A 25,238-nucleotide genomic window follows, 5' to 3' on the forward strand; every position below is an offset into this window, starting at 1 on the left:
AAAGTAGACGAGCCAACTGCAACAGCGCCAAAAGCAGAAGAACCAGCGACACCAGCACCAAAATCAGAGGAACCAACGACACCAGCACCGAAAGCAGAGGAACCAACGACACCAGCGCCGAAAGTGGAAGAACCAGCGACACCAGCGCCAAAGGTGGAGGAATCAGTATCTCCAGCGCCAAAATCAGAGGCACCAGTGTCTCCAGCGCCAAAATCAGAGGAGCCAGTAGCACCCGCACCAAAATCAGAGGAACCAACGACACCTGCTCCGAAAGCGGAAGAACCAGCGACACCGGCACCGGTAACCCCAAGCGAAGAAGCATCGGTCACATCAGGCGATACCAATTCCACTGCACAGCCAGCTGGAGAATCAGGTAAATCTGAAACAAAGTCAGAACCTTCTAATACTCCATCTGCGGAAGCTACAAATGATTCAGGTAATGTAGCAACATCAAGTCCGGTAACAGATGGTACTACTTCAAACACAGGGACTACAGAACAACCTGAAACTCCAGCTTCAAAACCAGAAGCAACAATACCCAAAGAGGATAAACTACCAACTAATCAAACTGGAGATACATCAAATCCAGTAGATTCAAAGGATGAAACACCAAATTCGGCTCCGGCACCTAAAGAAGAAACTCCGTCTGAAGAAGTAGCACCTAAAGATGAAAAACTTGAGGAAGCAAAAAAAGATGGAAAAGATGTTATTGAAAAAATTGCGGCTTCAAAACTTAGTGAAATTGAAAAAGTTAAAGATGAAGCAGAAAAAGCTAAGTTAGAAGCTCAATTAAAAGATTTAAAAGAAGCAGGATTAGAAGCGATAAATAATGCTAAAGATCACGATGCAGCAGTAGATGCTACGGATGAATATCAAACTAAGATTGATGAGATTAATGTTCCAAGTGAAGAATTACCAGCACCAAATTATAATAAAGATAATTTAACAAATGGTCGTAATGAGGGTACTACTATTAATGATGGAAGTACAGCAATAGGTCATGGATCAGGTGAAGCTACAGCAACAACTCCAGCACAACCTTCTTCAACTTCAGAAAGGACTTCAAGTTTTAGAAATGCCCCATCAGTTCAAGCAAGAGCAAGAAGAGTGGCACGTTCAACATCAGAACCAGATGGAACTGTAAATATTAGCTATAACTTTGCTGGAATGCCAGATATTCATGGCTTCCTATCTGATCCGGGAGAAGATAACACTGTGACAATTCCTGCTGGGACGAGTGAAGCACAGGCAAAAGTGCTAGTAAAAGAAAAAATTCAAGCCAAGATAAAAGACCTAGCTGCTAGAGGGTATCATGTGAAAAATGACATTATTTTTGAACAAGATACTACTGTGAAAAATTATAACTACGTCGTTACATTCACTAAGGAGGCTACAGGAACTTCAGGTTTCAGAATGGCTCCAGCAGTTCAACCGCGCGCTAGCAGAAATCGTAGAAGTCTAGAACAGCCAGCTCCTCAAAAGGTCAAAGTCAATGTTTTTTATAACTTTGATCAAATGAAAGATATTGCAGGTTTCCTAGGAGATATCAATGGAACTTCTCTTGAAATTGCAGAAGGTTTATCAAATGAAGAGGTGAAAGTAGCAGTTAAGAAACAAGTTGAAGCTAAGAAAGAAGAGCTGAGCAAACGCGGCTATACTTTCAAAGAGGACTATGTCTATCAATCTAATGGGAAAGATTATAATTACGTTGTAACATTTTCAAAAGCAGCTAAATAATTTTCATTCTATAGAGAGTGAAATGCAAGCAGAGAGAGCGATAGGCTCTCTTTGTTTTATCTAGTGGTCAGTTGATTACAGACAAAAGGCCAGTAAGAGGCTATAATAAATAGAGTAGGTATTTATTCTAAGAAAAAATAAAAAATAGAGAGCAGTTAAAGTATGAAAATTTTAATTGTAGAAGATGAAGAGATGATCCGAGAGGGGATCAGCGATTATTTGACGGATTGTGGCTATGAAACTATTGAGGCGGCGGACGGTCAAGAAGCCTTAGAGCAATTTTCCAGCTATGAAGTAGCCTTGGTTTTACTGGATATCCAGATGCCAAAGCTCAATGGCTTAGAAGTCCTAGCTGAGATTCGCAAAACCAGCCAGGTTCCTGTCTTGATGCTGACCGCCTTTCAGGATGAAGAATACAAGATGAGTGCCTTTGCCTCTCTGGCAGATGGCTATCTGGAAAAACCTTTCTCCCTCTCCCTCTTAAAAGTGAGGGTGGATGCGATTTTCAAGCGATACTACGATACAGGACGAATCTTCTCTTATAAGGATGCCAAGGTGGATTTTGAGAGCTACAGTGCCAGCCTAGCAGGTGAGGAAGTAGCCATCAATGCTAAAGAGTTGGAAATTCTGGACTATCTGGTAAAAAATGAAGGAAGGGCTTTGACCCGATCTCAGATAATCGATGCGGTCTGGAAAGCGACAGATGAGGTTCCCTTTGACCGTGTCATTGATGTCTATATCAAGGAATTGCGGAAAAAGTTAGACTTGGACTGCATCCTCACTGTGCGCAATGTTGGTTATAAATTGGAGCGAAAATGAAACGAACAGGTTTATTTACAAAGATATTTATCTATACCTTCTCGATATTTAGTGTTCTGGTTATCTGCCTTCATTTAGCAATTTATTTTCTTTTTCCTTCGACTTATCTGAGCCACCGTCAGGAAACCATTGGTCAGAAAGCGACAGCCATTGCCCAGTCCCTAGAAGGGAAAGACAGGCAGAGCATAGAGCAAGTGTTAGACTTATATTCTCAGACCAGTGAGATCAAGGGGGCCGTTAAGGGCGAGATGACCGAGGACAAGTTAGAAGTCAAAGACAGCCTTCCTCTGGATACGGATCGTCAGACCACCTCCCTCTTTATCGAGGAGCGCGAGGTGAAAACGCAAGACGGTGGTACCATGACTCTCCAGTTTCTAGTTTCCATGGATTTGCAAAAGGAAGCAGAGCAAATCAGTCTCCAGTTTCTTCCCTATACCTTGCTGGCATCCTTTCTGATTTCCCTCTTGGTAGCCTATATCTACGCTAGGACCATTGTTGCTCCGATATTGGAAATCAAGCGAGTGACCCGTCGGATGATGGATCTGGATGCTCAAGTACGTTTGCGCGTGGATTCTAAGGATGAGATTGGTGATCTCAAGGAACAAATTAATAGCCTCTACCAGCATCTTTTGACTGTTATTGCGGACTTGCATGACAAGAATGAAGCTATTCTCCAGCTGGAAAAGATGAAGGTCGAATTTTTGCGAGGGGCTTCTCATGAACTGAAAACACCCTTGGCTAGTTTGAAAATCCTGATCGAAAACATGAAAGAAAATGTCGGTCGTTATAAGGATAGAGATCGCTATCTGGGAGTAGCCTTAGGAATTGTGGATGAGCTCAATCACCACGTTCTCCAGATACTTTCTCTCTCGTCTGTACAGGAATTACGAGATGATAGGGGAAAAATTGACCTACACCAGATGACGCAAAGTCTAGTCAAGGATTATGCCTTGCTAGCCAAGGAAAGAGAGCTTCAGATTGATAATAGCTTGTCCCATCAGCAGGCTTATCTAAATCCATCTGTGATGAAATTGATCCTATCTAATCTCATCAGCAATGCCATCAAGCACTCCACTCCAGGTGGCTTGGTTGGCATTGGAGAGAGAGAAGGGGAATTCTTTATCGAAAATAGCTGCAGTCCAGAAGAACAAGAAAAACTAACCCAATCTTTTTCTGACAATGCTAGCCGCAAGGCCAAGGGGTCTGGGATGGGGCTCTTTGTGGTCAAGAGTCTATTGGAACATGAAAAATTACCCTATCGTTTCGAGATGGCGGAGAATCTTTTAACCTTCTACATAGCTTTTCCAAAAGTCGCCCAAGACTAGAGATAGAAAGGGTTTACATAGATGAAACTAGAAGAAATTCAATCGAAACTGCGGGAAAAACTAGATTTTTTTGTCAAAAAGTGATAAAATGAACAATGTAAATGGGATGACCCATAAAAATATACAGGAGGCCTGATAAAATGGCAATCGTTTCAGCAGAAAAATTTGTCCAAGCAGCTCGTGACAACGGTTATGCAGTTGGTGGATTTAACACAAACAACCTTGAGTGGACTCAAGCTATCTTGCGCGCAGCAGAAGCTAAAAAAGCTCCAGTTTTGATCCAAACTTCAATGGGTGCTGCTAAATACATGGGTGGTTACAAAGTTGCTCGCAACTTGATCGCTAACCTTGTTGAATCAATGGGTATCACTGTACCAGTAGCTATCCACCTTGACCACGGTCACTACGAAGATGCACTTGAGTGTATCCGAGTTGGTTATACTTCAGTTATGTTTGATGGTTCACACCTTCCAGTTGAAGAAAACCTTGAAAAAGCTCGTAAAGTTGTAGAATTTGCTCATGCAAATGGTGTATCAGTAGAAGCTGAAGTTGGTACTATCGGTGGTGAAGAAGACGGAATCATCGGTGATGGTGAATTGGCTCCAATCGAAGACGCTAAAGCAATGGTTGAAACTGGTATCGACTTCTTGGCAGCTGGTATCGGTAACATCCACGGTCCTTACCCAGCAAACTGGAAAGGTCTTCACCTTGATCACTTGCAAAAATTGACTGAAGCTGTTCCAGGATTCCCAATCGTATTGCACGGTGGTTCAGGTATTCCTGATGAGCAAATCCAAGCGGCTATCAAACTTGGTGTTGCGAAAGTTAACGTTAACACAGAATGCCAAATCGCATTCGCTAACGCAACTCGTAAATTTGCTCGTGATTACGAAGCAAACGAAGCAGAATACGACAAGAAAAAACTCTTCGATCCACGTAAATTCTTGGCTGACGGTGTAAAAGCTATCCAAGCATCAGTTGAAGAACGTATCGACGTATTCGGTTCAGAAGGTAAAGCATAATCTAGCTGAACAATACAGATGAAACCTACCCATTGGGTGGGTTTTTTGATGTTTTAAGGGAACTATTAAGCCAGAATATTGGATTAAAACTATCATTTTATGAGAAAAATTTTCAATTCCATAAACTTTAGGCAAACGCTTGCATTCTAGTTTTTATTGGGCTATAATAGGTTGGTATAAAGCCTTCTGTAATAATATTGAGAAGGTGTAGAAAGTAAGGATTTAGAATATTTGTAGTCAAAAGACAATGTTGCTATTCCTTACATAGGGAGATAGATATGGCAATGATAGAAGTGGAACATCTTCAGAAAAATTTTGTGAAGACTGTTAAGGAACCGGGCTTGAAGGGGGCATTACGCTCCTTTATTCATCCTGAAAAGCAGACCTTTGAAGCGGTCAAGGATTTGACCTTTGAGGTCCCAAAAGGACAAATTTTAGGCTTTATCGGGGCCAATGGTGCTGGGAAGTCGACAACCATTAAAATGCTGACAGGAATTTTGAAACCAACATCTGGTTTTTGTCGGATTAATGGCAAGATTCCGCAGGATAATCGCCAAGATTATGTCAAGGATATTGGGGTTGTTTTTGGACAACGTACCCAGCTATGGTGGGATTTGGCCCTGCAAGAGACCTATACGGTCTTGAAGGAGATTTATGATGTACCAGACTCGCTCTTTCATAAGCGCATGGACTTTTTGAATGAAGTCTTGGATTTGAAGGACTTTATCAAGGATCCCGTGCGGACTCTTTCACTAGGACAACGGATGCGGGCGGACATTGCAGCTTCCTTGCTTCACAATCCCAAGGTTCTCTTTTTAGATGAGCCGACCATTGGTTTGGACGTTTCGGTCAAGGATAACATTCGTCGGGCTATTACTCAGATCAATCAGGAGGAAGAGACGACCATTCTCCTGACCACTCACGACCTGAGCGACATTGAGCAACTTTGTGATCGGATTTTTATGATCGATAAGGGGCAAGAGATTTTTGATGGAACGGTGAGCCAACTCAAGGAAACCTTTGGCAAGATGAAGACGCTCTCCTTTGAACTGCTACCAGGTCAAAGTCATCTCCTTTCTCACTATGAAGGCTTTTCAGATATGACAATTGATAGACAAGGAAATAGTCTCAACATTGAATTCGATAGTTCTCGCTACCAGTCAGCTGATATTATCAAGCAAACCCTGTCTGATTTTGAAATCCGCGATTTGAAGATGGTGGATACGGATATCGAGGATATTATCCGTCGCTTCTATCGAAAGGAGCTCTAAGATGGTCAAATTGTGGAGACGTTATAAACCCTTTATCAATGCAGGTGTTCAGGAGCTGATCACCTATCGAGTCAACTTTATTCTCTATCGGATAGGCGATGTCATGGGTGCTTTTGTGGCTTTTTATCTCTGGAAGGCAGTCTTTGATTCCTCCCAGGAGTCTTTGATTCAGGGCTTTAGTATGGCAGATATCACCCTCTACATCATTATGAGTTTTGTGACCAATCTTCTGACTAGGTCAGATTCGTCCTTTATGATTGGGGAGGAGGTCAAGGATGGTTCTATCATCATGCGCTTGTTGAGACCGGTGCATTTTGCGGCTTCTTACCTCTTTACCGAGCTTGGTTCCAAGTGGTTGATTTTTATCAGCGTTGGCCTTCCATTTTTAAGTGTCATTGTCTTGATGAAAATCTTATCTGGGCAAGGCGTTGTTGAAGTGTTGGGTTTAACGGTCCTTTATCTCTTTAGTCTAACGCTAGCTTATCTGATTAACTTTTTCTTTAATATCTGCTTTGGATTTTCTGCCTTTGTGTTTAAAAATCTATGGGGTTCCAATCTACTTAAGACTTCCATAGTGGCTTTTATGTCTGGAAGTTTGATTCCCTTGGCTTTCTTTCCAAAGGTGGTTTCAGATATTCTCTCCTTCCTGCCTTTTTCATCCTTGATTTATACCCCAGTTATGATTATCGTTGGGAAATACGATGCCAGTCAGATGCTTCAGGCACTCCTTTTGCAGTTTTTCTGGCTCTTAGTGATGGTGGGCTTGTCTCAGTTAATTTGGAAACGAGTCCAGTCATTTATCACCATTCAAGGAGGTTAGTATGAAAAAATATCAGCGTATGCATCTGATTTTTATCAGACAATACATCAAGCAAATTATGGAGTACAAGGTCGATTTTGTGGTTGGAGTCCTGGGAGTCTTTCTGACTCAAGGCCTGAATCTCTTGTTTCTCAATGTCATCTTTCAACACATCCCATCCCTAGAAGGTTGGACTTTTCAAGAAATTGCCTTTATATATGGTTTTTCCTTGATTCCTAAGGGATTGGACCATCTATTTTTTGACAATCTCTGGGCACTGGGTCAGCGCTTGGTACGAAAAGGAGAGTTTGACAAGTATCTGACTCGTCCTATCAATCCTCTCTTTCACATCCTAGTTGAAACCTTTCAGATTGATGCTTTTGGCGAACTCTTAGTCGGTGGTATTCTACTAGGAACAACAGTGACCAGCATCGCTTGGACTCTTCCAAAATTCCTGCTTTTCCTAGTTTGTATTCCTTTTGCGACCTTGATCTATACTTCCTTGAAAATAGCGACTGCCAGTATCGCTTTTTGGACCAAGCAGTCAGGCGCCATGATTTACATTTTTTATATGTTTAATGATTTTGCCAAGTACCCGATTTCCATTTATAATTCATTTCTTCGTTGGTTGATTAGCTTTATCGTGCCATTTGCCTTTACGGCCTACTATCCTGCTAGCTATTTCTTGCAGGACAAGGATGTAATCTTTAATATCGGAGGTTTGATGTTGATTTCCCTTGTTTTCTTTGTCATTTCCCTTAAACTTTGGGATAGGGGCTTAGATGCCTACGAAAGTGCGGGTTCGTAAATAATAGAATATCAAAGTCTTGTCTCAGGACAGGCTTTTTTTAATAGAGATGAAAATTTCTTGACACCTATTCTCAGAGTGCTATATTGTAAGTGTAATCGCCGATTTAGCTTATACTCTTCGAAAATCTCTTCAAACCACGTCAGCTTCGCCTTGCCGTATATATGTTACTGACTTCGTCAGTTCTATCTACAACCTAAAAGCAGTGCTTTTAGCAATCTGCGGCTAGCTTCCTAGTTTGATCTTTGATTTTCATTGAGTATTAGTTGCTAGAGCAAGGCACTCGTAAAGCCTAGGTCACAGGTTCAATCCCTGCAATCGTCGAAGAGAAGAAACTCATTCTACTGGGTTTCTTTTTTTCTTAATTATTGAACCATTTAGACCGAGATAGAGACCAGATAGACAAAAGAGCTTGTTCTTGAAATTAACCTCTGCTATAATGATTTTTGTAAGGGACGTGAGGCGTCACTATCAGATAACTCAAGTTCCTAAAAAAGAAATCGGAGATAAAAAATGAAAAAATTATTAGGGATTGTATTTTTAGTAGTAGCAGCGACAGTATTGTATTTTGGTTCTGTTGGCTGGCCAAGTTTAGATGTCAACCTCTGGTCACTGATTCCGGTAGGATTGTTCCTCTTTTTCACACTAGAGAATCTTTTGAAAAAGGACTACAAGGCTAGTCTGATGTGTTTGATTATTGCCTTCATCATTGCGAATGCAATTTTGGATCTATTGCCGATTTCAAGTGGTTTGGTGATTGGAGCGGGTGTACTAGCTTGTGTAGGTATTGGTTATCTCTTTCCTGATAAAGAAGGAAAATAAGAATCATTAAAAAAGATATAAAGAAAAACACTTCAATCATTGTATTTTAGTTTGATTGAGGTGTTTTCGATTTAGTTTTTTATTTCTGAGCCATCAATTCAACAATCATCTCGATATACATGACAAGGGTTAATAAGAATCCTGCACGCCAGAAGAATTTGATGAATTTAGGATAGTAAAAGCTGCGTTTTTTCAAAAGGAAGAAAAAGACGAGAATAATGGCTAGGAGTGAGAGGGCTAGTCCCAGTCTAGGGAGAAAATTATGGGTAAAGGTTTTAGCTGTGATCAGGTAATACTCAAATACCAAGACTGGAAAAGCCAAATCCGCAAAGTTTCGTCCTAGTTTTTTTAATCTAAAAAGTTTGGTTATGATAATGCAGACTACTAAGGTCAGTATCAATAATAAAATAGATGCTAATTTCATTAAAATCATATCCATATTGTATCATAAAAAATCGCTAAAGGAAACGAGAAACAGAGGAATTTATAGGAAAGTCAGGCTTTTGAGATTGTAGATGTTTTCTGTTATAATGAAAGTTATGAAATCTTATAATACCTTGAATGATTATTATCGAAAACTATTTGGAGAAAAGACCTTTAAAGTCCCGATTGATGCGGGATTTGACTGTCCCAATCGTGATGGAACTGTGGCTCATGGAGGCTGTACTTTTTGTACGGTTTCAGGTTCTGGAGATGCTATTGTAGCACCAGATGCGCCTATCCGTGAGCAATTTTATAAGGAAATTGACTTTATGCACCGTAAGTGGCCGGATGTGCAGAAGTATCTGGTTTATTTTCAAAATTTTACCAACACCCATGAAAAGGTGGAAGTCATCCGAGAGCGCTATGAGCAGGCTATCAATGAGCCAGGTGTGGTCGGAATCAATATCGGAACGCGACCAGACTGTTTACCAGACGAAACTATCGAGTATTTGGCTGAGTTGTCGGAACGCATGCATGTGACGGTTGAATTGGGCTTGCAGACCACTTATGAAACAACCTCTGTTCTGATTAACCGTGCCCATTCCTATGAGTTGTACGTGGAAACGGTCAAGCGTTTGAGAAAGTATCCCAAGATTGAGATTGTTTCCCATCTTATTAATGGCTTGCCTGGTGAAACCCATGAGATGATGATTGAAAATGTCCGTCGCTGTGTCACGGATAACGATATTCAAGGGATTAAACTGCATTTGCTCCATCTTATGACAAATACTCGTATGCAAAGAGATTATCATGAAGGACGCTTGCAGTTGATGAGCCAGGACGAATATGTAAAGGTCATCTGTGATCAACTGGAAATCATTCCCAAACATATTGTCATCCATCGAATCACAGGAGATGCACCTAGAGATATGCTGATTGGTCCTATGTGGAGCATCAATAAATGGGAAGTGCTAAATGCTATTGAAACTGAAATGCGACGTCGTGGAAGCGTTCAAGGATGCAAGGCTGTAAAACAGGAGTTTGAAAATGAAAAGACCACTTGAGATGGCACATGATTTTTTGGCTGAAGTAGTTACAAAAGAGGATATCGTAGTGGATGCGACTATGGGAAATGGCCATGACACGCTTTTTTTAGCCAAGCTAGCCAAGCAAGTCTATGCCTTTGATATTCAGGAACAAGCCTTGGAAAAGACGCAAGAGCGTTTGAACCAAGCTGGAATAACAAATGCCCAGTTAATCTTGCAAGGTCATGAGACACTGGACCAGTTTGTGACAGAAGCCAAGGCAGGGATATTCAATCTGGGCTATTTGCCGTCTGCTGATAAGTCTGTCATTACCCAACCTCAGACAACGATTGAAGCATTAGAAAAGCTGTGTCATTTGCTTGTCAAAGGGGGACGGATTGCTATCATGATCTACTATGGTCATGAAGGAGGCGACCTCGAGAGGAATGCTGTCTTGGATTTTGTCAGTCAGTTGAACCAACAAGAGTACACAGCTGCCATTTACCGAACTTTAAACCAAGTAAACAACCCACCATTTTTAGTAATGATTGAAAAATTAGAGAGATATAGACATGGATAAACAATACCTACGTGAAAAGCTGGATGCCATGCGCCAGAATTTTGTTGAATCAACCCACCACGAACGAGCGGTGGGTGTGTTAGACCAAGCACACATGAGCAAAAAAATGCTTAAAATCAAGAAAAAATTAGTTGCTCTTGAAATGGAACGGTGCCAGAGAAAAATTGAGCACAAAGACTGTTCCAAGATTGACCAAAAAATCAAAGAGCAGAAGGAGATATTTGAATCCTGTTGTAAAAAAGATTAAGGAGGAAGTACGTGGAATTACTGATTTACCTCATCCTATTTTTACTGGTTTTGATTGTCTCGAGTACAACCAATAAGCTCCTGCCCTTTTTGCCCCTCCCTTTGGTGCAAATTCTTTTGGGAATCGTGATTGGTCTCTTTTTACCCAATGCTGACTTTCACCTCAATACGGAGTTGTTTTTGGCACTGGTTATCGGGCCCTTGCTTTTCAGAGAGTCGGAAGAAGCGGATATTACGGCTATTTTAAAACACTGGCGAATCATTGTTTATCTCATATTTCCAGTGATTTTCATCTCGACCTTGAGTTTGGGAGGCTTGGCACATCTTCTTTGGTTTAGTATTCCTTTGGCAGCTTGCTTGGCTGTTGGGGCGGCCCTTGGACCAACGGATTTGGTGGCCTTTGCCTCTCTTTCTGAGCGCTTTAGCTTTCCTAAGCGCGTCTCCAATATCCTTAAGGGTGAAGGACTCTTGAATGACGCATCTGGTTTAGTGGCCTTTCAGGTAGCTTTGACAGCTTGGACAACTGGGGCCTTTTCCCTTGGGCAAGCTAGTAGTTCGCTCATCTTTTCAATTCTAGGCGGTTTTTTGATTGGCTTTTTAACAGCCATGATCAACCGTTTCCTTCATAGCTTCTTGCTAAGTGTGAGAGCAACGGATATTGCTAGTGAGCTCCTTCTGGAATTGAGTTTGCCCTTGGTAACCTTCTTCCTGGCAGAAGAAGTCCACGTTTCAGGGATTATTGCCGTTGTAGTTGCTGGGATTTTAAAGGCAAGTCGCTTCAAGAAAATCACGCTCCTCGAAGCCCAAGTGGATACGGTGACCGAGACGGTCTGGCACACAGTGAACTTTATGCTCAACGGTTCTGTCTTTGTGATTTTAGGGATGGAGCTGGAAATGATAGCAGAGCCTATCTTGACCAATCCAATCTATAATCCCCTACTTTTATTGCTATCTCTTATAGCCCTGACCTTTCTCCTCTTTGCCATTCGTTTTGTCATGATCTATGGCTATTATGCCTACAGGACACGACGCCTCAAGAAAAAACTGAATAAGTATATGAAGGACATGCTTCTCTTGACTTTCTCAGGCGTTAAGGGAACGGTGTCGATTGCTACGATTCTTCTGATACCAAGTAATCTAGAGCAGGAGTATCCTCTCTTGCTTTTCCTCGTCGCAGGTGTGACACTTGTAAGCTTTTTAACAGGTCTCTTGGTCTTGCCCCATCTTTCGGATGAACAGGAAGAAAGCAAGGATTATCTCATGCATATTGGAATTTTGAATGAAGTAACGATAGAGTTGGAAAAAGAGTTGGAAGATACCAGAAATAAGCTCCCTCTCTATGCAGCCATTGACAATTATCATGGACGTATTGAAAATCTCATCCTGAGTCAAGAAAATAAGGGGGCTCAAGAAGACTGGGAGGCCTTGAAACTTCTCATCCTCAGTATTGAAAGTGATGGTTTAGAACAGGCTTACGAAGAGGACAAGATGAGTGAGCGTGCCTATCGAGTCTACCAACGTTATTTGAAAAACATGGAACAAAGTATCAATCGCAAGTTTGCTTCACGATTGACCTATTATTTCCTTGTTTCCTTGCGAATTTTACGTTTTCTCCTTCACGAAGTCTTTACCTTTGGTAAGACCTTCCGCAGTTGGAAAAATGAAGAATCACAGAAACTCAGAGCCCTTGACTATGACCAAATTGCAGAGCTCTATCTAGAAAATACAGAGATGATTATCGAAAGTTTGGAGAACCTTAAAGGGGTTTATAAGAGTTCTTTAATCAGCTTCATGCAGGATTCTCGTCTCCGAGAAACAGCTATTATCACAAGTGGTGCCTTTGTCGAACGGGTTATCAATCGTGTCAAACCCAACAATATCGATGAAATGCTGAGAGGCTATTATCTGGAGCGCAAGTTGATTTTCGAATATGAAGAAAATCGATTGATTACGACCAAGTATGCCAAGAAGTTACGACAAAATGTAAATAACCTAGAGAACTATTCCTTGAAGGAAGCTGCCAATACCCTGCCTTATGATATGATGGAATTGGTAAGAAGAAATTAATCAAGATTATAAGTGAAGGAGTGTGACATGAAAAAGTGGTGGAAAGAGCAGATAGACAAGCCTTTAGTAAAAGCTTTTTTGCATTATTATCAAGCATCAGATAGTGAGTTGACCAGTGTTGCTGTAGCCTACTATTGGTTGATTTCGATTTTTCCACTTCTTTTGGTGGTGGTTAATATCCTCCCTTATTTTCGGATTCCAGTTTCTAATTTTTTAAAGGTTGTCAATGAATTCTTGCCGGAAAGCATGTATGATGTGGTGGCAAAGATTATCACAGAAGTGCTAACCCAACCTTCAACAGGCTTATTGAGTTTTGCGGTTTTGTCAGCTCTCTGGACCTTTTCAAAATCCATGAATTTCCTACAGAAAGCCTTTAATAAAGCTTACGGAGTAGCAAAAAATCGTGGAATGATTTCCCATCAGCTCATGAGTTTGTTTGTCAGTTTTGGCTTGCAGATTCTCTTTGCCTTAGCTCTATTTCTCAGTGTCTTTGGTCGCATGCTCCTCAACCTTATCAAAAGTTACTGGAAATCGGATAGTCCTCTCTTTGATTATCTGCAAGACCTAACAGGTCCCTTGGTCTATGCTTTGATTTTTGCAATCTTGGTCATGCTTTATTATTTCCTGCCCAATGTTAAGGTGCGAAGGATTCGACATGTATTGCCAGGTAGTTCCTTTGTCATGCTGACTCTGGTCTTACTACTTAATATCTTTTCAGTCTATGTCAACAATTATGTCAATCACCTAGTGGACGTCCGTTTTTTCAGTTCCGTCGTCGTGGTGGTCATGATGTTCTGGTTTATTCTCATCGCTAAGATTTTGATTGTCGGTGCGGTGATCAATGCCAGTGTTCAGAGTTTGAAAGATACGAGCTTGAGAACAGACTAATTTATTTTTTATCTATAACAAAACGCATACTATCAAGGTTTTATTGCCTGATAATATGCGTTTTTTGATTATATAAATTAATAGATAAACATGGCATCGCCAAAACTAAAGAAGCGGTAGTGTTCTTGAATGGCATGGTGATAAGCGTCTAAGACCAATTCACGGCCTGCAAAGGCAGAAACCAACATGACCAGAGTTGATTTTGGCAGGTGGAAGTTGGTCGAGAAGGCGTCTACAACCTTCCATTCGTATCCAGGTTTGATAAAGATATTGGTCCAGCCAGAATCTGCTTGGATCTGTCCATCAAACTTGGAACCAATAGTCTCCAGGGTGCGGATAGAAGTGGTTCCAACAGCGATGACGCGACCACCGTTTTCTTTAACAGAGTGAAGGGTTGCAGCTGCTTCCTCAGAAAGCTGGTAGAATTCTGAGTGCATTTCGTGTTCATCCAGATTGTCCACAGAAACAGGTCTAAAGGTTCCGAGTCCGACATGGAGAGTCAAATAGACCAGATGAACACCCTTGGCTTGGATTTCTGCCAGCAATTCTTTAGTGAAGTGTAGTCCAGCAGTTGGTGCAGCAGCAGAACCACTTTCCTTGGCGTAAACGGTTTGATAGCGTTCACGGTCATCTAGTTTTTCATGGATATAAGGCGGTAGTGGCATTTCACCCAGACTTTCCAAGACCTCCAGGAAAATTCCTTGGTATTCAAAGCGGACAATACGGCCCCCGTGGGTCAATTCTTCCGTAACGACAGCGCTGAGACGGCCATCACCAAAGCTGACACGAGTACCGACCTTGAGACGTTTGGCAGGTTTAGCCAGAACTTCCCACTCATCTCCATTAGTATTTTTAAGCAGGAGAAGTTCCACATGACCTCCAGTTTCTTCCTTTTGACCATAGAGGCGGGCAGGGAGAACTCGGGTGTCGTTCATAACAAGGGCGTCACCAGGTTCCAGCATATCAATAATAGAGTGGAAGTGTTTATCCTGCATTTCTCCAGTATCACGGTTGACAATGAGGAGTTTGGAAGCATCTCGTTTTTCAAGGGGCGTTTGGGCAATCAATTCCTCGGGTAAGTGGAAATCAAAATCAGCTGTATTCATATATCTGTTCATTCTTTCTAAGTTCTAATCCTATCCATTATAACATGTTTCAAGTATAGTCGCTCTTTTTTAGAAAATAAATCGTTTTCACTTGACAAAAATTGGTCTATACCATATAATGAATATAGATTAAAACGGAGGATGAAAAGATGAAAGTTATTAAAGTTGAAAACCAAGTCGAAGGTGGAAAAGTTGCTTTTGAGATTTTGAAAGAAAAATTGGCTAATGGAGCTCAAACTCTAGGACTTGCGACAGGAAGTAGCCCACTTGAATTTTACAAGGAAATTGTTGAGAGCGACCTTGATTTTTCAAATCTAACCAGTGTCAACCTTGATGAGTATGTAGGGCTTGACGGGGACAACCCACAGTCTTATCGTTACTTCATGCAAGAAAACTTGTTTAACCAAAAAACATTTAAAGAAAGTTTCTTGCCTCGTGGGGTTAAGGACAATGCTGAAGCTGAAGTTGAACGCTACAACCAAATTTTGGCTGACCATCCAGTTGACCTCCAAATCTTGGGAATCGGTCGCAATGGACATATTGGATTTAATGAACCTGGTACTCCTTTTGACAGTCAAACGCATCTAGTCGAACTGGACCAGTCTACTATCGAAGCAAACGCACGTTTCTTTGACAAGATTGAAGACGTTCCAACCCAAGCCATTTCAATGGGGATTAAAAATATCTTGGATGCCAAGTCAATCCTTCTCTTTGCTTACGGTGAGTCGAAAGCAGAAGCCATTGCTGGAACCGTGTCTGGTCCAGTGACTGAGAATCTACCTGCAAGTAGCCTACAAAATCACCCTGATGTGACGATTATCGCAGATGCTGAAGCGCTCAGCTTGTTAGAAAAATAAAAAATCAGCACCCTTCAGTTTTTCTATTTAATGCTTTCAAGACTTGTATAAATGGAAGAAAAAATCAAAATTAAACCGGATTTTTTCTTGACAATTATTCCTTTTACGTGTAAAATAGAATAGATCTTGAACTTGAAGGGAGTGAAAAAATGTCTAAAACAGTAGTACGTAAGAATGAATCTCTTGACGACGCACTTCGTCGTTTCAAACGTGCGGTTACTAAAGCTGGTACTCTTCAAGAAACACGCAAACGTGAATTCTATGAAAAACCTTCTGTAAAACGTAAACGTAAATCAGAAGCAGCTCGTAAACGTAAAAAATTCTAATTGAAATGAAAGGCTGGAGAAATCTAGTCTTTTTCTTTTAATACTCTTCGAAAATCAAATTCAAACCACGTCAACGTCGCCTTGCCGTACTCAAGTACAGCCTGCGGCTAGTTTCCTAGTTTGCTCTTTGATTTTCATTGAGTATAAATAAATACTCCAAAGCCTGCAAAAATCTCTAATATACTCCTACAATTTGATATAATAGAGAGAAGAACTCATTTGAAGGAGGAAATGATGTCGGTTTTAGTAAAAGAAGTGATTGAAAAGCTTAGACTAGACATTGTCTATGGCGAACCAGAATTACTTGAAAAGGAAATCAATACCGCGGACATTACGCGACCTGGTCTTGAAATGACGGGCTATTTTGACTACTATACGCCAGAGCGGATCCAGCTCTTGGGGATGAAGGAATGGTCCTATCTTGTTTCAATGTCCTCTCATAATCGTTACCAAGTCTTGAAAAAAATGTTTTTACCTGAGACACCTGCGGTCATTGTTGCCCGTGGTTTGGTGGTTCCAGAGGAAATGTTAAAGGCAGCTAGAGATTGTAAGATTGCCATTTTAACCAGCCGTACAGCTACTAGTCGTTTGTCTGGAGAGTTATCTAGTTATCTGGATTCTCGTTTGGCGGAACGTACCAGTGTGCACGGGGTCTTGATGGATATCTATGGGATGGGTGTCTTGATTCAAGGAGATAGTGGAATCGGTAAGAGTGAGACAGGTCTAGAGCTTGTCAAACGTGGTCACCGCTTGGTTGCAGATGACCGTGTCGATATCTTTGCTAAGGATGAGATTACTCTTTGGGGTGAACCAGCTGAAATCTTGAAACACTTGATTGAAATTCGTGGGGTCGGGATTATCGATGTTATGAGTCTCTACGGTGCCAGTGCTGTCAAGGATTCTTCACAAGTCCAGTTGGCTGTTTACTTGGAAAATTACGATACGCACAAGACATTTGATCGTCTTGGAAACAATGCTGAAGAATTAGAAATTGCTGGCGTATCTATTCCGCGTATCCGCATCCCAGTTAAAACAGGTCGGAATATCTCTGTTGTGATTGAGGCTGCTGCCATGAATTATCGTGCCAAGGAAATGGGCTTTGATGCGACTCGTTTGTTCGAAGAACGCTTGACCAATCTTATTGCTCAAAACGAGGTGCCTAATGCTTGATCCAATTGCTATTCATCTAGGCCCTCTAGCCATTCGTTGGTATGCCTTGTGTATTGTGACAGGCTTGATTCTTGCGGTTTATTTGACCATGAAAGAAGCACCTAGAAAGAAGATCATACCAGACGATATTTTAGATTTCATCCTGATAGCTTTTCCTTTGGCTATTTTAGGAGCACGTCTCTATTATGTTATTTTCCGTTTTGATTACTATAGTCAGAACTTGGGAGAAATTTTTGCCATTTGGAATGGTGGTTTGGCCATTTACGGTGGTTTGATAACTGGTGCCCTTGTGCTCTACATCTTTGCTGATCGTAAACTCATTAACACTTGGGATTTTCTAGATATTGCGGCGCCTAGCGTCATGATAGCCCAAAGTTTGGGTCGCTGGGGCAATTTCTTTAACCAAGAAGCTTATGGTGCAGCAGTGGATAATCTGGATTATCTACCTGGCTTTATCCGTGACCAGATGTATATTGAGGGGAGCTACCGTCAACCGACCTTCCTTTATGAGTCTCTATGGAATCTACTTGGATTTACTTTAATTTTGATATTCAGACGAAAATGGAAGAGTCTCAGACGAGGTCATATCACTGCCTTTTACTTGATTTGGTATGGTTTCGGTCGTATGGTCATTGAAGGCATGCGGACAGATAGTCTCATGTTCTTTGGCCTTCGAGTGTCTCAATGGCTTTCAGTTGTTCTTATCGGACTGGGTATTTTTATCATTCTATATCAAAATCGAAAGAAGGCCCCTTACTATATTACAGAGGAGGAAAATTAAATGTTAGAAGTTGCATATATTCTTGTAGCCCTTGCTTTGATTGTATTTTTAGTGTATTTAATCATTACTGTACAAAAGCTTGGACGTGTTATCGATGAAACAGAGAAGACGATTAAAACCTTGACTTCAGATGTGGATGTGACCTTGCATCATACCAATGAATTGCTGGCTAAGGTCAATGTCTTGGCAGATGATATCAATGTCAAGGTGGCAACGATTGATCCACTCTTTAGTGCAGTGGCAGATTTATCTCTATCTGTTTCAGACCTCAATGACCATGCGCGTGTCTTGAGCAAGAAAGCTTCTTCAGCTGGTTCAAAAACACTTAAGACTGGTGCAAGTTTGTCAGCTCTTCGTGTAGCAAGTAAATTTTTCAAAAAATAAAAAAGGAGAATTCTTATGGGTAAACTATCCTCAATCCTTTTAGGAACCGTTTCAGGTGCAGCTCTCGCCTTGTTTTTAACAAGCGACAAGGGCAAACAAGTTTGCAGTCAGGCTCAAGATTTTCTAGATGATTTGAGAGAAGATCCTGAGTATGCCAAGGAGCAGGTCTGTGGAAAACTGACAGAAGTCAAGGAGCAGGCTACAGATTTTGTTCTTAAAACCAAAGAACAGGTTGAGTCAGGTGAAATCACTGTGGACAGTGTACTTGCTCAAGCCAAATCATGTGCTCGTCAAGCGACAGAAGCATCAAAAAAGCAATTCAATAATCTCAAGGAACAATGGCAAGAAAAAGCCGAAACTCTTGATGAATCAGAAGAGATTGTTATTGACATAACAGAAGAATAAACCATCACCATCTCTGGACGGACTATGTTTCTGGGGATGGTGATTTTTTTCTCGTAGCCTGTCTTTGTGGTATAATAAGTACTATGCAGAAAAAACCAACGTCAGCCTATGTGCACATCCCGTTTTGTACCCAGATTTGTTATTATTGTGACTTTTCAAAAGTTTTTATCAAGAATCAGCCGGTAGATAGTTATTTGGAACATCTGTTAGAAGAGTTTCAATCTTATGATATTCAAAAGTTGCGAACCCTCTATATCGGTGGTGGCACACCGACAGCTTTGTCAGCTTCTCAACTGGAGGTGTTATTGAAGGGCTTGACTAAAAACTTGGACTTGTCTGTCTTAGAAGAGTTGACCATTGAAGCCAATCCAGGCGACTTGGATGCAGATAAGATAGCTGTTTTGAAAAACTCGGCTGTCAATCGTGTTTCACTAGGTGTGCAAACCTTTGACGACAAAATGCTGAAAAAGATTGGGCGCAGTCATTTGGAGAAGGATATTTATGAAAATATCGACCGTCTGAAACTGGCTGGTTTTGACAATATCTCCATCGATTTGATTTATGCACTGCCTGGTCAGACCATGGAGCAGGTCAAGGAAAATGTGGCTAAGGCCATTGGACTTGATATTCCCCATATGAGTTTGTATAGCTTGATTTTGGAAAATCATACGGTCTTTATGAACCGTATGCGACGAGGGAAATTGCCTCTGCCTAAGGAGGAACTGGAAGCGGAGATGTTTGAGTACATCATTGCAGAGCTTGAACGAGCTGGTTTTGAGCATTATGAGATTTCCAATTTCTCAAAGCCTGGTTTTGAAAGTCGTCACAATCTCATGTACTGGGACAATGCTGAATACTATGGCATCGGTGCTGGGGCATCTGGTTATGTAGATGGAGTGCGCTATAAAAATCATGGTCCCATTCGTCATTATCTTAATGCAGTTGAGGAAGGCAATGCTCGTGTTACAGAAGAGCACCTGAGCCAAAAGGAGCAAATGGAAGAAGAAATGTTCTTGGGGCTTCGCAAGAAATCAGGGGTCTCTATAGCGCGATTTGAGGAAAAATTTGGAAGGTCTTTTGATGGACTTTATGGAGAAATTGTCAGAGATTTGGTTCAACAAGGTCTCATGCAAATAGACGGTGATCGCGTGCGCATGACAAAAAGAGGTCTCTTTTTAGGAGACACCGTAGCAGAACGATTTATTTTGGAGTAGGATGATGGGCTTAACTTATCAAATGAAAATGAAAATTCCTTTTGATATGGCTGATATGAATGGTCATATTAAACTTCCAGATGTGATTTTACTGTCCCTGCAAGTTTCAGGGATGCAGTCGATTGAGTTGGGTGTTAGTGATAAGACTATTTTGGAAGAGCATAATCTGGTCTGGATTATCACAGATTATGATATTGAGGTGGTTCGTTTGCCTCGTTTTGCAGAAGAAATCACTATCGAAACGGAAGCTTTGAGCTACAATCGGCTCTTTTGCTACCGTCGCTTTACTATTTATGATGAAGAGGGACGGGAACTCATCCACATGATAGCGACTTTTGTTCTGATGGACCGAGATAGTCGAAAAGTCCATGCTGTCGAACCTGAGATTGTGGCTCCTTACCAGTCTGATTTTGATAAAAAACTTATCCGCGGACCAAAGTATGAGTCCTTGAACGAGCCAATCAGCAAGGATTACCATGTCCGTTTTTACGACTTGGATATGAATGGTCATGTTAATAACAGTAAATACTTGGACTGGATTTTTGAGGTCATGGGAGCTGATTTTTTGACCCAATATATTCCCAAGAAAATCAATCTCAAGTATGTCAAGGAAGTTCGACCAGGTGGGGTGATTACATCGGCTGTTGAACGGTCTGGACTGGAAAGTAAGCATGAAATTATAAGTGACGGGGCTACTAATGCCCAAGCTATCATCACTTGGCAAGAAATAAAAAAGGATTAGGGAGAAATAGATGAAATATAAAGGCTATTTAATTGATTTAGACGGAACGATTTATAAGGGGAAAGACCGAATCCCAGCAGGAGAGGCTTTTGTCCATGAATTGCAAAAGCGTGATATTCCCTATCTCTTTGTAACCAACAATACAACCCGCACTCCAGAGAGTGTTCAGGAGATGCTGGCTCAGAATTTTAATATCGATACGCCCCTATCGACTGTCTACACAGCGACCTTGGCAACTATCGACTATATGAACGACTTGGGACTGGAAAAGACGGTCTACGTCATCGGAGAAGCAGGGCTTAAGGAAGCCATCAAGGTGGCTGGTTATGTGGAAGACAAGGAAAATCCAGCCTATGTGGTAGTAGGACTGGACTGGCAAGTCGACTATGAAAAATTTGCCACAGCAACTCTTGCGATTCAAAAGGGAGCTCACTTTATTGGAACCAATCCTGATCTCAACATCCCGACAGAACGCGGTCTTTTGCCAGGTGCTGGTTCACTGATTACCCTGCTTGAAGTAGCAACACGAGTGAAGCCTGTTTATATCGGAAAACCAAATGCCATCATTATGGATAAGGCAGTTGAGCACTTAGGCTTGGAACGGGAAGAGTTGATTATGGTCGGGGACAACTACTTAACAGATATCCGAGCAGGGATTGACAATGGCATTCCAACGCTCTTGGTGACGACAGGTTTTACTAAGGCAGAAGAAGTAGCAGACCTGCCAATCGCACCGACTCATGTGGTTTCTAGCCTTGCGGAGTGGGATTTTGATGAAAACTAAACTGACCTTTTGGGCCTCTATGCTCTTTCTCCTGTCCCTCTCAATCCTTCTGACTATTTATCTGGCTTGGATTGTTTATCCATTGGAAATTCAGTGGCTGAATTTAACGAATCGGGTCTATTTAAAACCAGAAACCATTCAGTACAACTTTCATATCTTGATGAATTACCTGACCAATCCTTTTAGTCAGGTTCTAGAGATGCCAGAATTTCGTTCGTCAGCAGCTGGTCTGCACCATTTTGCGGTGGTGAAGAACCTCTTTCACTTGGTGCAGCTAGTTGCCCTAGTGACACTGCCAAGTTTCTATGTCTTTGTAAAAGGAATTGTGAAAAAGGGCTTTTTATCTCTATTTAGTAAAGGGCTTCTGGCTCTAGTGGTCTTACCTTTGCTGATTGGGCTTGGGGGAGTTTTGATTGGTTTTGACCAATTCTTTACTCTTTTCCATCAAATTCTCTTTGTGGGAGATGATACCTGGCTTTTTGATCCAGCCAAGGATCCAGTGATTCTGATTTTGCCAGAGACCTTTTTCCTCCATGCCTTCCTCCTCTTTTTCGCCCTTTATGAAAGCTTCTTTGGTTTTCTATACCTGAAAAGCCGTAAGCAGTAATACTAAGGATGTTTCTGGTTTGCATAAATAAATTAAGTATGTGATTCGAAACTATCGTTAAGAGTGAATTAACTAAATCTACATTGCCTCAGTCGTTCGCAAACAGTCTATTTTTCTTGAAAAAATAGGCTTTTTTTCTAAAAATCTCTAGTCAAGCGCTTTATTTTTTTGTATAATAGAACTAGCAAAGTATAGATAAGAAGAGAAAAGCATGATTACACTATTTCTATCACCGAGCTGTACTTCATGTCGTAAGGCAAAGGCCTGGTTAGAAAAACATAAGGTGCCCTTTGAGGAGCACAATATTATGACCAGTCCTTTAACAAGAAAAGAATTGCAACACATCCTTTCCTTGACCGAAAATGGTACTGATGACATCATTTCAACTCGTTCAAAAATTTTTCAAAAATTGAATATTGATGTAGAGAGTATTTCGGTATCGGAATTGCTTCATTTGATTGAGCAGTATCCAAGTCTTTTACGTCGTCCAATTATTATCGATGCCAAACGTATGCAGATCGGTTTTAATGAAGATGAGATTCGTGCTTTTCTCCCTCGTAGTTACCGTAAGCAAGAACTAAAAGAAGCAAGAATGAGAGCTGGTATTAGTTAATGAACAAACAGTATAGTTACCCACTAGATTTGTCGTGGAGCACTGAAGAACTTGCTTCAGTGCTTTCTTTTTTTAATGATGTTGAAGCTGCCTATGAGGGCAAGGTAGAGGCTAAAAAGTTACTGGACTCCTATAAGAGATTCAAAACGGTCGTGCCAAGCAAGAGCGAAGAGAAACGTTTGGGACGAGAATTTGAAACAGTTAGTGGCTATTCGCTTTACCGAGCAGTTCAGACTGCCAAGGAAAAAGTGGAAGGGAAGATTTCTCTTGGAAAGTAAATTTGAATTTGCCAAAGAGCTTGTTAAGAGAGCGGGCCAGTACATCCTTGACCATATGCAGGAAGACTTGCGTGTTGAAACCAAGTCCTCTCCAACAGATTTGGTGACCAAACTGGACAAGGAAGTTCAGGAACTCTTGGTTGGTGAGATTTTGTCCCGTTATCCTGAGGATAAGATTTGCGCTGAAGAAGGTTGTCTGCGAGCCTCGGTTCAAGAGGGAAAGGTTTGGGTCATTGATCCGATTGATGGGACCAATAATTTTGTCGCCCAGCAGGAAGATTTTGCTGTCATGATGGCTTATTTTGAAAATGGTCAAGGCCAGTTTGGTCTGATTTATGATGTGGTCAAAGGGGATTGTTACCACGGTGGTGGGGAATTTCCGGTTTGCCGAAACGATAAGCCCCTAGCTCCTTTTAAAACTAAACCACTTGGAGATTTTCTCATTGCAGGGAATAGTGGTATGATAGAAACCAATGAATGGGGGCTGGCTGATTTGGGTCGAGCGGTCCTCGGTGTTCGTGTCTATGGGAGTGCGGCCATTAGTTTTGCCAAGATTTTGTCAGGACGTTTGTTGACCTATGTTACTTATCTGCAACCATGGGATTATGCTGCTGCTAGTATTTTAGGGGAAAGTCTGGGCTATCGGATTGTGACTCTTTCTGGTGAAACTCCTAATTTTCAAACCAGACAACCGGTCATGATGCTACCTCTTGAGATGCAGGAGGAAATTCAGTCCTATATTTACGAAAGGAAAAGAACTTAAATGCAATTTCCAGAAGGATTTGTTGAAAAATATGAAGAGATACTAGGAGATGAGGCAAGAGATTTTCTTGCCTCTTTTAAGGAGGAAGCGGTTTCGGCTTTTCGGGTCAATCCTTTAAAAGAAGCGCCAGTTTCCTTTTCTGATCCCATTCCTCAAACCCCTTGGGGCTACTACGGGAAGGTGTCTGGGAAATCTCCGGAACATGCTACAGGTTTGGTTTATTCGCAAGAACCCGCTGCTCAGATGGTGGCTCAGGTAGCCCAGCCCAGTCCTGGTATGAAAGTCTTGGATTTGGCCGCTGCACCGGGTGGAAAATCAACTCAGCTGGCAGCCTATCTAGCAGGGGAGGGTATCCTGGTTTCCAATGAAATTTCAAGCAAACGGGCTAAGATTTTAGTAGAAAACATGGAGCGCTTTGGAGCGACAAATGTCGTGGTGACCAATGAATCTGCAGACCGCTTGGCCAAGGTTTTTAAAGGATATTTTGACCTCATTGTCCTTGATGCCCCTTGCTCTGGTGAAGGGATGTTCCGTAAGCAACCAGATGCTATGGACTATTGGAGCTTAGATTATCCAAGTCAATGTGCTAGTTTGCAAAGAGAAATTCTGGAAGATGCAGTAACCATGCTAGCTGAAGGTGGTCGTCTGGTTTATTCGACCTGTACCTGGGCCCCCGAGGAAAATGAAGAAATAGTCAATTGGCTACTGGAAGAGTATGATTTTGATTTGTTACCAGTAGAGCATATCAATGGAATGGTAGCTGGTATTGACCTGCCAGAAACGGCTCGGATGTATCCTCATCATTTTAAGGGAGAGGGGCAGTTTGTCGCTCATTTACAATTTAAAGGTGACAATCCAGCTCCTAAATGTAAGGCAAGTAAGAGCAATCTCAGCCGAGAACAAGTTACTTTGTGGCAGGAATTTGCCCAAAAACACTTGAAAATCAATCTAAGGGGAATCTTGCAGACTTTTGGTGACCAACTTTATCTCTTGCCAGAATTCTTGCCAGATTTAGGGAAGCTCAAGATTGCTCGCAATGGACTGCATTTGGGTACTTTTAAGAAGAAACGTTTTGAGCCTAGTTTTGCTCTTGGTCTAGCCTTGAAACCGAGTCAGGTCAAGCAGTCGGTTGAAATTGATCAAGAGGAATTTGTAAAGTATGTGGCTGGAGAAACCGTTCAGTTGGCGGAAAGTCTGCCAAATGGTTGGTACCAAGTTTTGGTTCAAGGAAATGGTTTGGGCTTTGGAAAGGTGACTGGAAATGTTTTGAAAAACTATTTTCCAAAAGGTCTCAGATTCAAGTGAAAATGCTAGTCAAAGTAGCTTGTCTATGTTATAGTGGAAGTATGGATTTTTTTTCAAATTGTCTTTCATTT

The 25,238-nt window shown here is 41.4% G+C and carries 28 protein-coding genes and 1 pseudogene; 27 read left to right on the plus strand and 2 right to left on the minus strand.

Annotated features, from left to right (window positions below):
• The 8 genes and pseudogenes from ADJ60_RS11695 to ADJ60_RS00945 all read left to right on the plus strand — a co-directional run.
• Positions 1–1,737, plus strand: a pseudogene (locus ADJ60_RS11695) (hypothetical protein); the annotation flags it as partial.
• Between the two features lie 162 nt (positions 1,738–1,899).
• A complete protein-coding gene (vncR, locus tag ADJ60_RS00915) occupies positions 1,900–2,556 on the plus strand; it encodes a response regulator transcription factor VncR (protein WP_049542812.1) in 657 nt (218 codons plus the stop codon).
• A complete protein-coding gene (gene vncS, locus ADJ60_RS00920; protein WP_049542817.1) occupies positions 2,553–3,881 on the plus strand; it encodes a sensor histidine kinase VncS in 1,329 nt (442 codons plus the stop codon). The genes vncR and vncS overlap by 4 nt, the downstream gene beginning before the upstream one ends.
• Before the next feature lie 140 nt (positions 3,882–4,021).
• A complete protein-coding gene (locus ADJ60_RS00925) occupies positions 4,022–4,903 on the plus strand; it encodes a class II fructose-bisphosphate aldolase (protein ID WP_023946263.1) in 882 nt (293 codons plus the stop codon).
• Between the two features lie 278 nt (positions 4,904–5,181).
• Positions 5,182–6,174, plus strand: a complete 993-nt coding sequence (locus ADJ60_RS00930; protein WP_001240787.1) for an ABC transporter ATP-binding protein — start codon at positions 5,182–5,184, stop codon at positions 6,172–6,174.
• A gap of 1 nt (position 6,175) precedes the next feature.
• A complete protein-coding gene (locus ADJ60_RS00935; RefSeq protein ID WP_049542823.1) occupies positions 6,176–6,994 on the plus strand; it encodes an ABC transporter permease in 819 nt (272 codons plus the stop codon).
• A gap of 1 nt (position 6,995) precedes the next feature.
• Entirely contained in the window at positions 6,996–7,781 is a 786-nt protein-coding gene (locus ADJ60_RS00940; RefSeq protein ID WP_049542826.1) for an ABC transporter permease, read from the plus strand.
• 513 nt (positions 7,782–8,294) lie between these two features.
• Complete coding sequence (locus tag ADJ60_RS00945; protein ID WP_049542828.1) at positions 8,295–8,603, plus strand: hypothetical protein; 309 nt, start codon at positions 8,295–8,297, stop codon at positions 8,601–8,603.
• A 79-nt stretch (positions 8,604–8,682) separates the two neighbouring features.
• Here the strand turns inward: ADJ60_RS00945 and ADJ60_RS00950 are convergent, their stop codons facing one another.
• Positions 8,683–9,042, minus strand: coding sequence for a DUF3397 family protein (locus tag ADJ60_RS00950; protein WP_012972478.1), 360 nt, complete (start codon positions 9,040–9,042; stop codon positions 8,683–8,685).
• Between the two features lie 91 nt (positions 9,043–9,133).
• Between ADJ60_RS00950 and ADJ60_RS00955 the strand changes: the two genes are divergently transcribed.
• Genes ADJ60_RS00955 through ADJ60_RS00975 form a run of 5 tightly spaced genes read left to right on the plus strand, consistent with a single transcriptional unit; the run spans position 9,134 to position 13,832 of the window.
• Positions 9,134–10,090, plus strand: coding sequence for a TIGR01212 family radical SAM protein (locus ADJ60_RS00955; RefSeq protein WP_049543046.1), 957 nt, complete (start codon positions 9,134–9,136; stop codon positions 10,088–10,090).
• Entirely contained in the window at positions 10,074–10,631 is a 558-nt protein-coding gene (locus ADJ60_RS00960) for a tRNA (mnm(5)s(2)U34)-methyltransferase (protein ID WP_049542829.1), read from the plus strand. The genes ADJ60_RS00955 and ADJ60_RS00960 overlap by 17 nt, the downstream gene beginning before the upstream one ends.
• Positions 10,624–10,878 (plus strand): hypothetical protein, encoded by a 255-nt coding sequence (locus ADJ60_RS00965; protein WP_000361085.1) that lies wholly within the window; start codon positions 10,624–10,626, stop codon positions 10,876–10,878. Before ADJ60_RS00960 ends, ADJ60_RS00965 begins: the two co-directional genes overlap by 8 nt.
• Positions 10,879–10,889: 11 nt before the next feature.
• A complete protein-coding gene (locus tag ADJ60_RS00970; RefSeq protein WP_049542831.1) occupies positions 10,890–12,944 on the plus strand; it encodes a cation:proton antiporter in 2,055 nt (684 codons plus the stop codon).
• Positions 12,945–12,971: 27 nt separating this feature from the next.
• Positions 12,972–13,832, plus strand: coding sequence for a YihY/virulence factor BrkB family protein (locus tag ADJ60_RS00975; protein WP_049542836.1), 861 nt, complete (start codon positions 12,972–12,974; stop codon positions 13,830–13,832).
• 77 nt (positions 13,833–13,909) lie between these two features.
• On the opposite strand, the gene queA is transcribed toward ADJ60_RS00975, so the two are convergent.
• On the minus strand, positions 13,910–14,938 hold the full coding sequence (gene queA, locus ADJ60_RS00980; protein WP_049542837.1) for a tRNA preQ1(34) S-adenosylmethionine ribosyltransferase-isomerase QueA: 1,029 nt from the start codon (positions 14,936–14,938) through the stop codon (positions 13,910–13,912).
• A 149-nt stretch (positions 14,939–15,087) separates the two neighbouring features.
• On the opposite strand from queA, the gene ADJ60_RS00985 reads away from it, so the two are divergent.
• The 14 genes from ADJ60_RS00985 to ADJ60_RS01050 all read left to right on the plus strand — a co-directional run bounded on the left by ADJ60_RS00985 (position 15,088) and on the right by ADJ60_RS01050 (position 25,167).
• The gene (locus tag ADJ60_RS00985) at positions 15,088–15,795 is read left to right on the plus strand and encodes a glucosamine-6-phosphate deaminase (protein ID WP_049542839.1); all 708 of its coding nucleotides are present in this window, start codon (positions 15,088–15,090) and stop codon (positions 15,793–15,795) included.
• Between the two features lie 149 nt (positions 15,796–15,944).
• Positions 15,945–16,121: a 30S ribosomal protein S21 gene (gene rpsU / locus ADJ60_RS00990; protein ID WP_000048054.1), complete on the plus strand. Its 177-nt coding sequence runs from the start codon at positions 15,945–15,947 to the stop codon at positions 16,119–16,121.
• A gap of 234 nt (positions 16,122–16,355) precedes the next feature.
• The gene (gene hprK / locus ADJ60_RS00995) at positions 16,356–17,291 is read left to right on the plus strand and encodes an HPr(Ser) kinase/phosphatase (RefSeq protein WP_049542842.1); all 936 of its coding nucleotides are present in this window, start codon (positions 16,356–16,358) and stop codon (positions 17,289–17,291) included.
• Positions 17,284–18,072, plus strand: coding sequence for a prolipoprotein diacylglyceryl transferase (gene lgt, locus ADJ60_RS01000; protein ID WP_049542844.1), 789 nt, complete (start codon positions 17,284–17,286; stop codon positions 18,070–18,072). The genes hprK and lgt overlap by 8 nt, the downstream gene beginning before the upstream one ends.
• A complete protein-coding gene (locus tag ADJ60_RS01005; RefSeq protein ID WP_000895044.1) occupies positions 18,073–18,456 on the plus strand; it encodes a DUF948 domain-containing protein in 384 nt (127 codons plus the stop codon).
• A gap of 15 nt (positions 18,457–18,471) precedes the next feature.
• The gene (locus ADJ60_RS01010) at positions 18,472–18,861 is read left to right on the plus strand and encodes a YtxH domain-containing protein (protein ID WP_049542846.1); all 390 of its coding nucleotides are present in this window, start codon (positions 18,472–18,474) and stop codon (positions 18,859–18,861) included.
• 83 nt (positions 18,862–18,944) lie between these two features.
• Positions 18,945–20,075: a radical SAM family heme chaperone HemW gene (hemW, locus tag ADJ60_RS01015; RefSeq protein WP_049542850.1), complete on the plus strand. Its 1,131-nt coding sequence runs from the start codon at positions 18,945–18,947 to the stop codon at positions 20,073–20,075.
• A 4-nt stretch (positions 20,076–20,079) separates the two neighbouring features.
• Positions 20,080–20,817, plus strand: coding sequence for an acyl-[acyl-carrier-protein] thioesterase (locus ADJ60_RS01020; protein ID WP_049543048.1), 738 nt, complete (start codon positions 20,080–20,082; stop codon positions 20,815–20,817).
• A 10-nt stretch (positions 20,818–20,827) separates the two neighbouring features.
• Positions 20,828–21,601: a TIGR01457 family HAD-type hydrolase gene (locus ADJ60_RS01025; RefSeq protein ID WP_049542852.1), complete on the plus strand. Its 774-nt coding sequence runs from the start codon at positions 20,828–20,830 to the stop codon at positions 21,599–21,601.
• Positions 21,591–22,208: a TIGR01906 family membrane protein gene (locus ADJ60_RS01030; RefSeq protein ID WP_049542855.1), complete on the plus strand. Its 618-nt coding sequence runs from the start codon at positions 21,591–21,593 to the stop codon at positions 22,206–22,208. Before ADJ60_RS01025 ends, ADJ60_RS01030 begins: the two co-directional genes overlap by 11 nt.
• A 211-nt stretch (positions 22,209–22,419) precedes the next feature.
• Positions 22,420–22,821, plus strand: coding sequence for a Spx/MgsR family RNA polymerase-binding regulatory protein (locus tag ADJ60_RS01035; RefSeq protein WP_000631255.1), 402 nt, complete (start codon positions 22,420–22,422; stop codon positions 22,819–22,821).
• Positions 22,821–23,099, plus strand: a complete 279-nt coding sequence (locus ADJ60_RS01040; RefSeq protein ID WP_049542858.1) for a UPF0223 family protein — start codon at positions 22,821–22,823, stop codon at positions 23,097–23,099. Before ADJ60_RS01035 ends, ADJ60_RS01040 begins: the two co-directional genes overlap by 1 nt.
• Positions 23,089–23,862: an inositol monophosphatase family protein gene (locus ADJ60_RS01045; RefSeq protein ID WP_049542860.1), complete on the plus strand. Its 774-nt coding sequence runs from the start codon at positions 23,089–23,091 to the stop codon at positions 23,860–23,862. Before ADJ60_RS01040 ends, ADJ60_RS01045 begins: the two co-directional genes overlap by 11 nt.
• A complete protein-coding gene (locus tag ADJ60_RS01050) occupies positions 23,863–25,167 on the plus strand; it encodes an RsmF rRNA methyltransferase first C-terminal domain-containing protein (protein WP_049542862.1) in 1,305 nt (434 codons plus the stop codon).
• The last annotated feature ends 71 nt before the right edge of the window (positions 25,168–25,238 follow it).

The sequence above is a fragment of the Streptococcus pseudopneumoniae genome, assembly GCF_001076775.1.
Classification (GTDB): Bacteria; Bacillota; Bacilli; order Lactobacillales; family Streptococcaceae; genus Streptococcus; species Streptococcus pseudopneumoniae_G.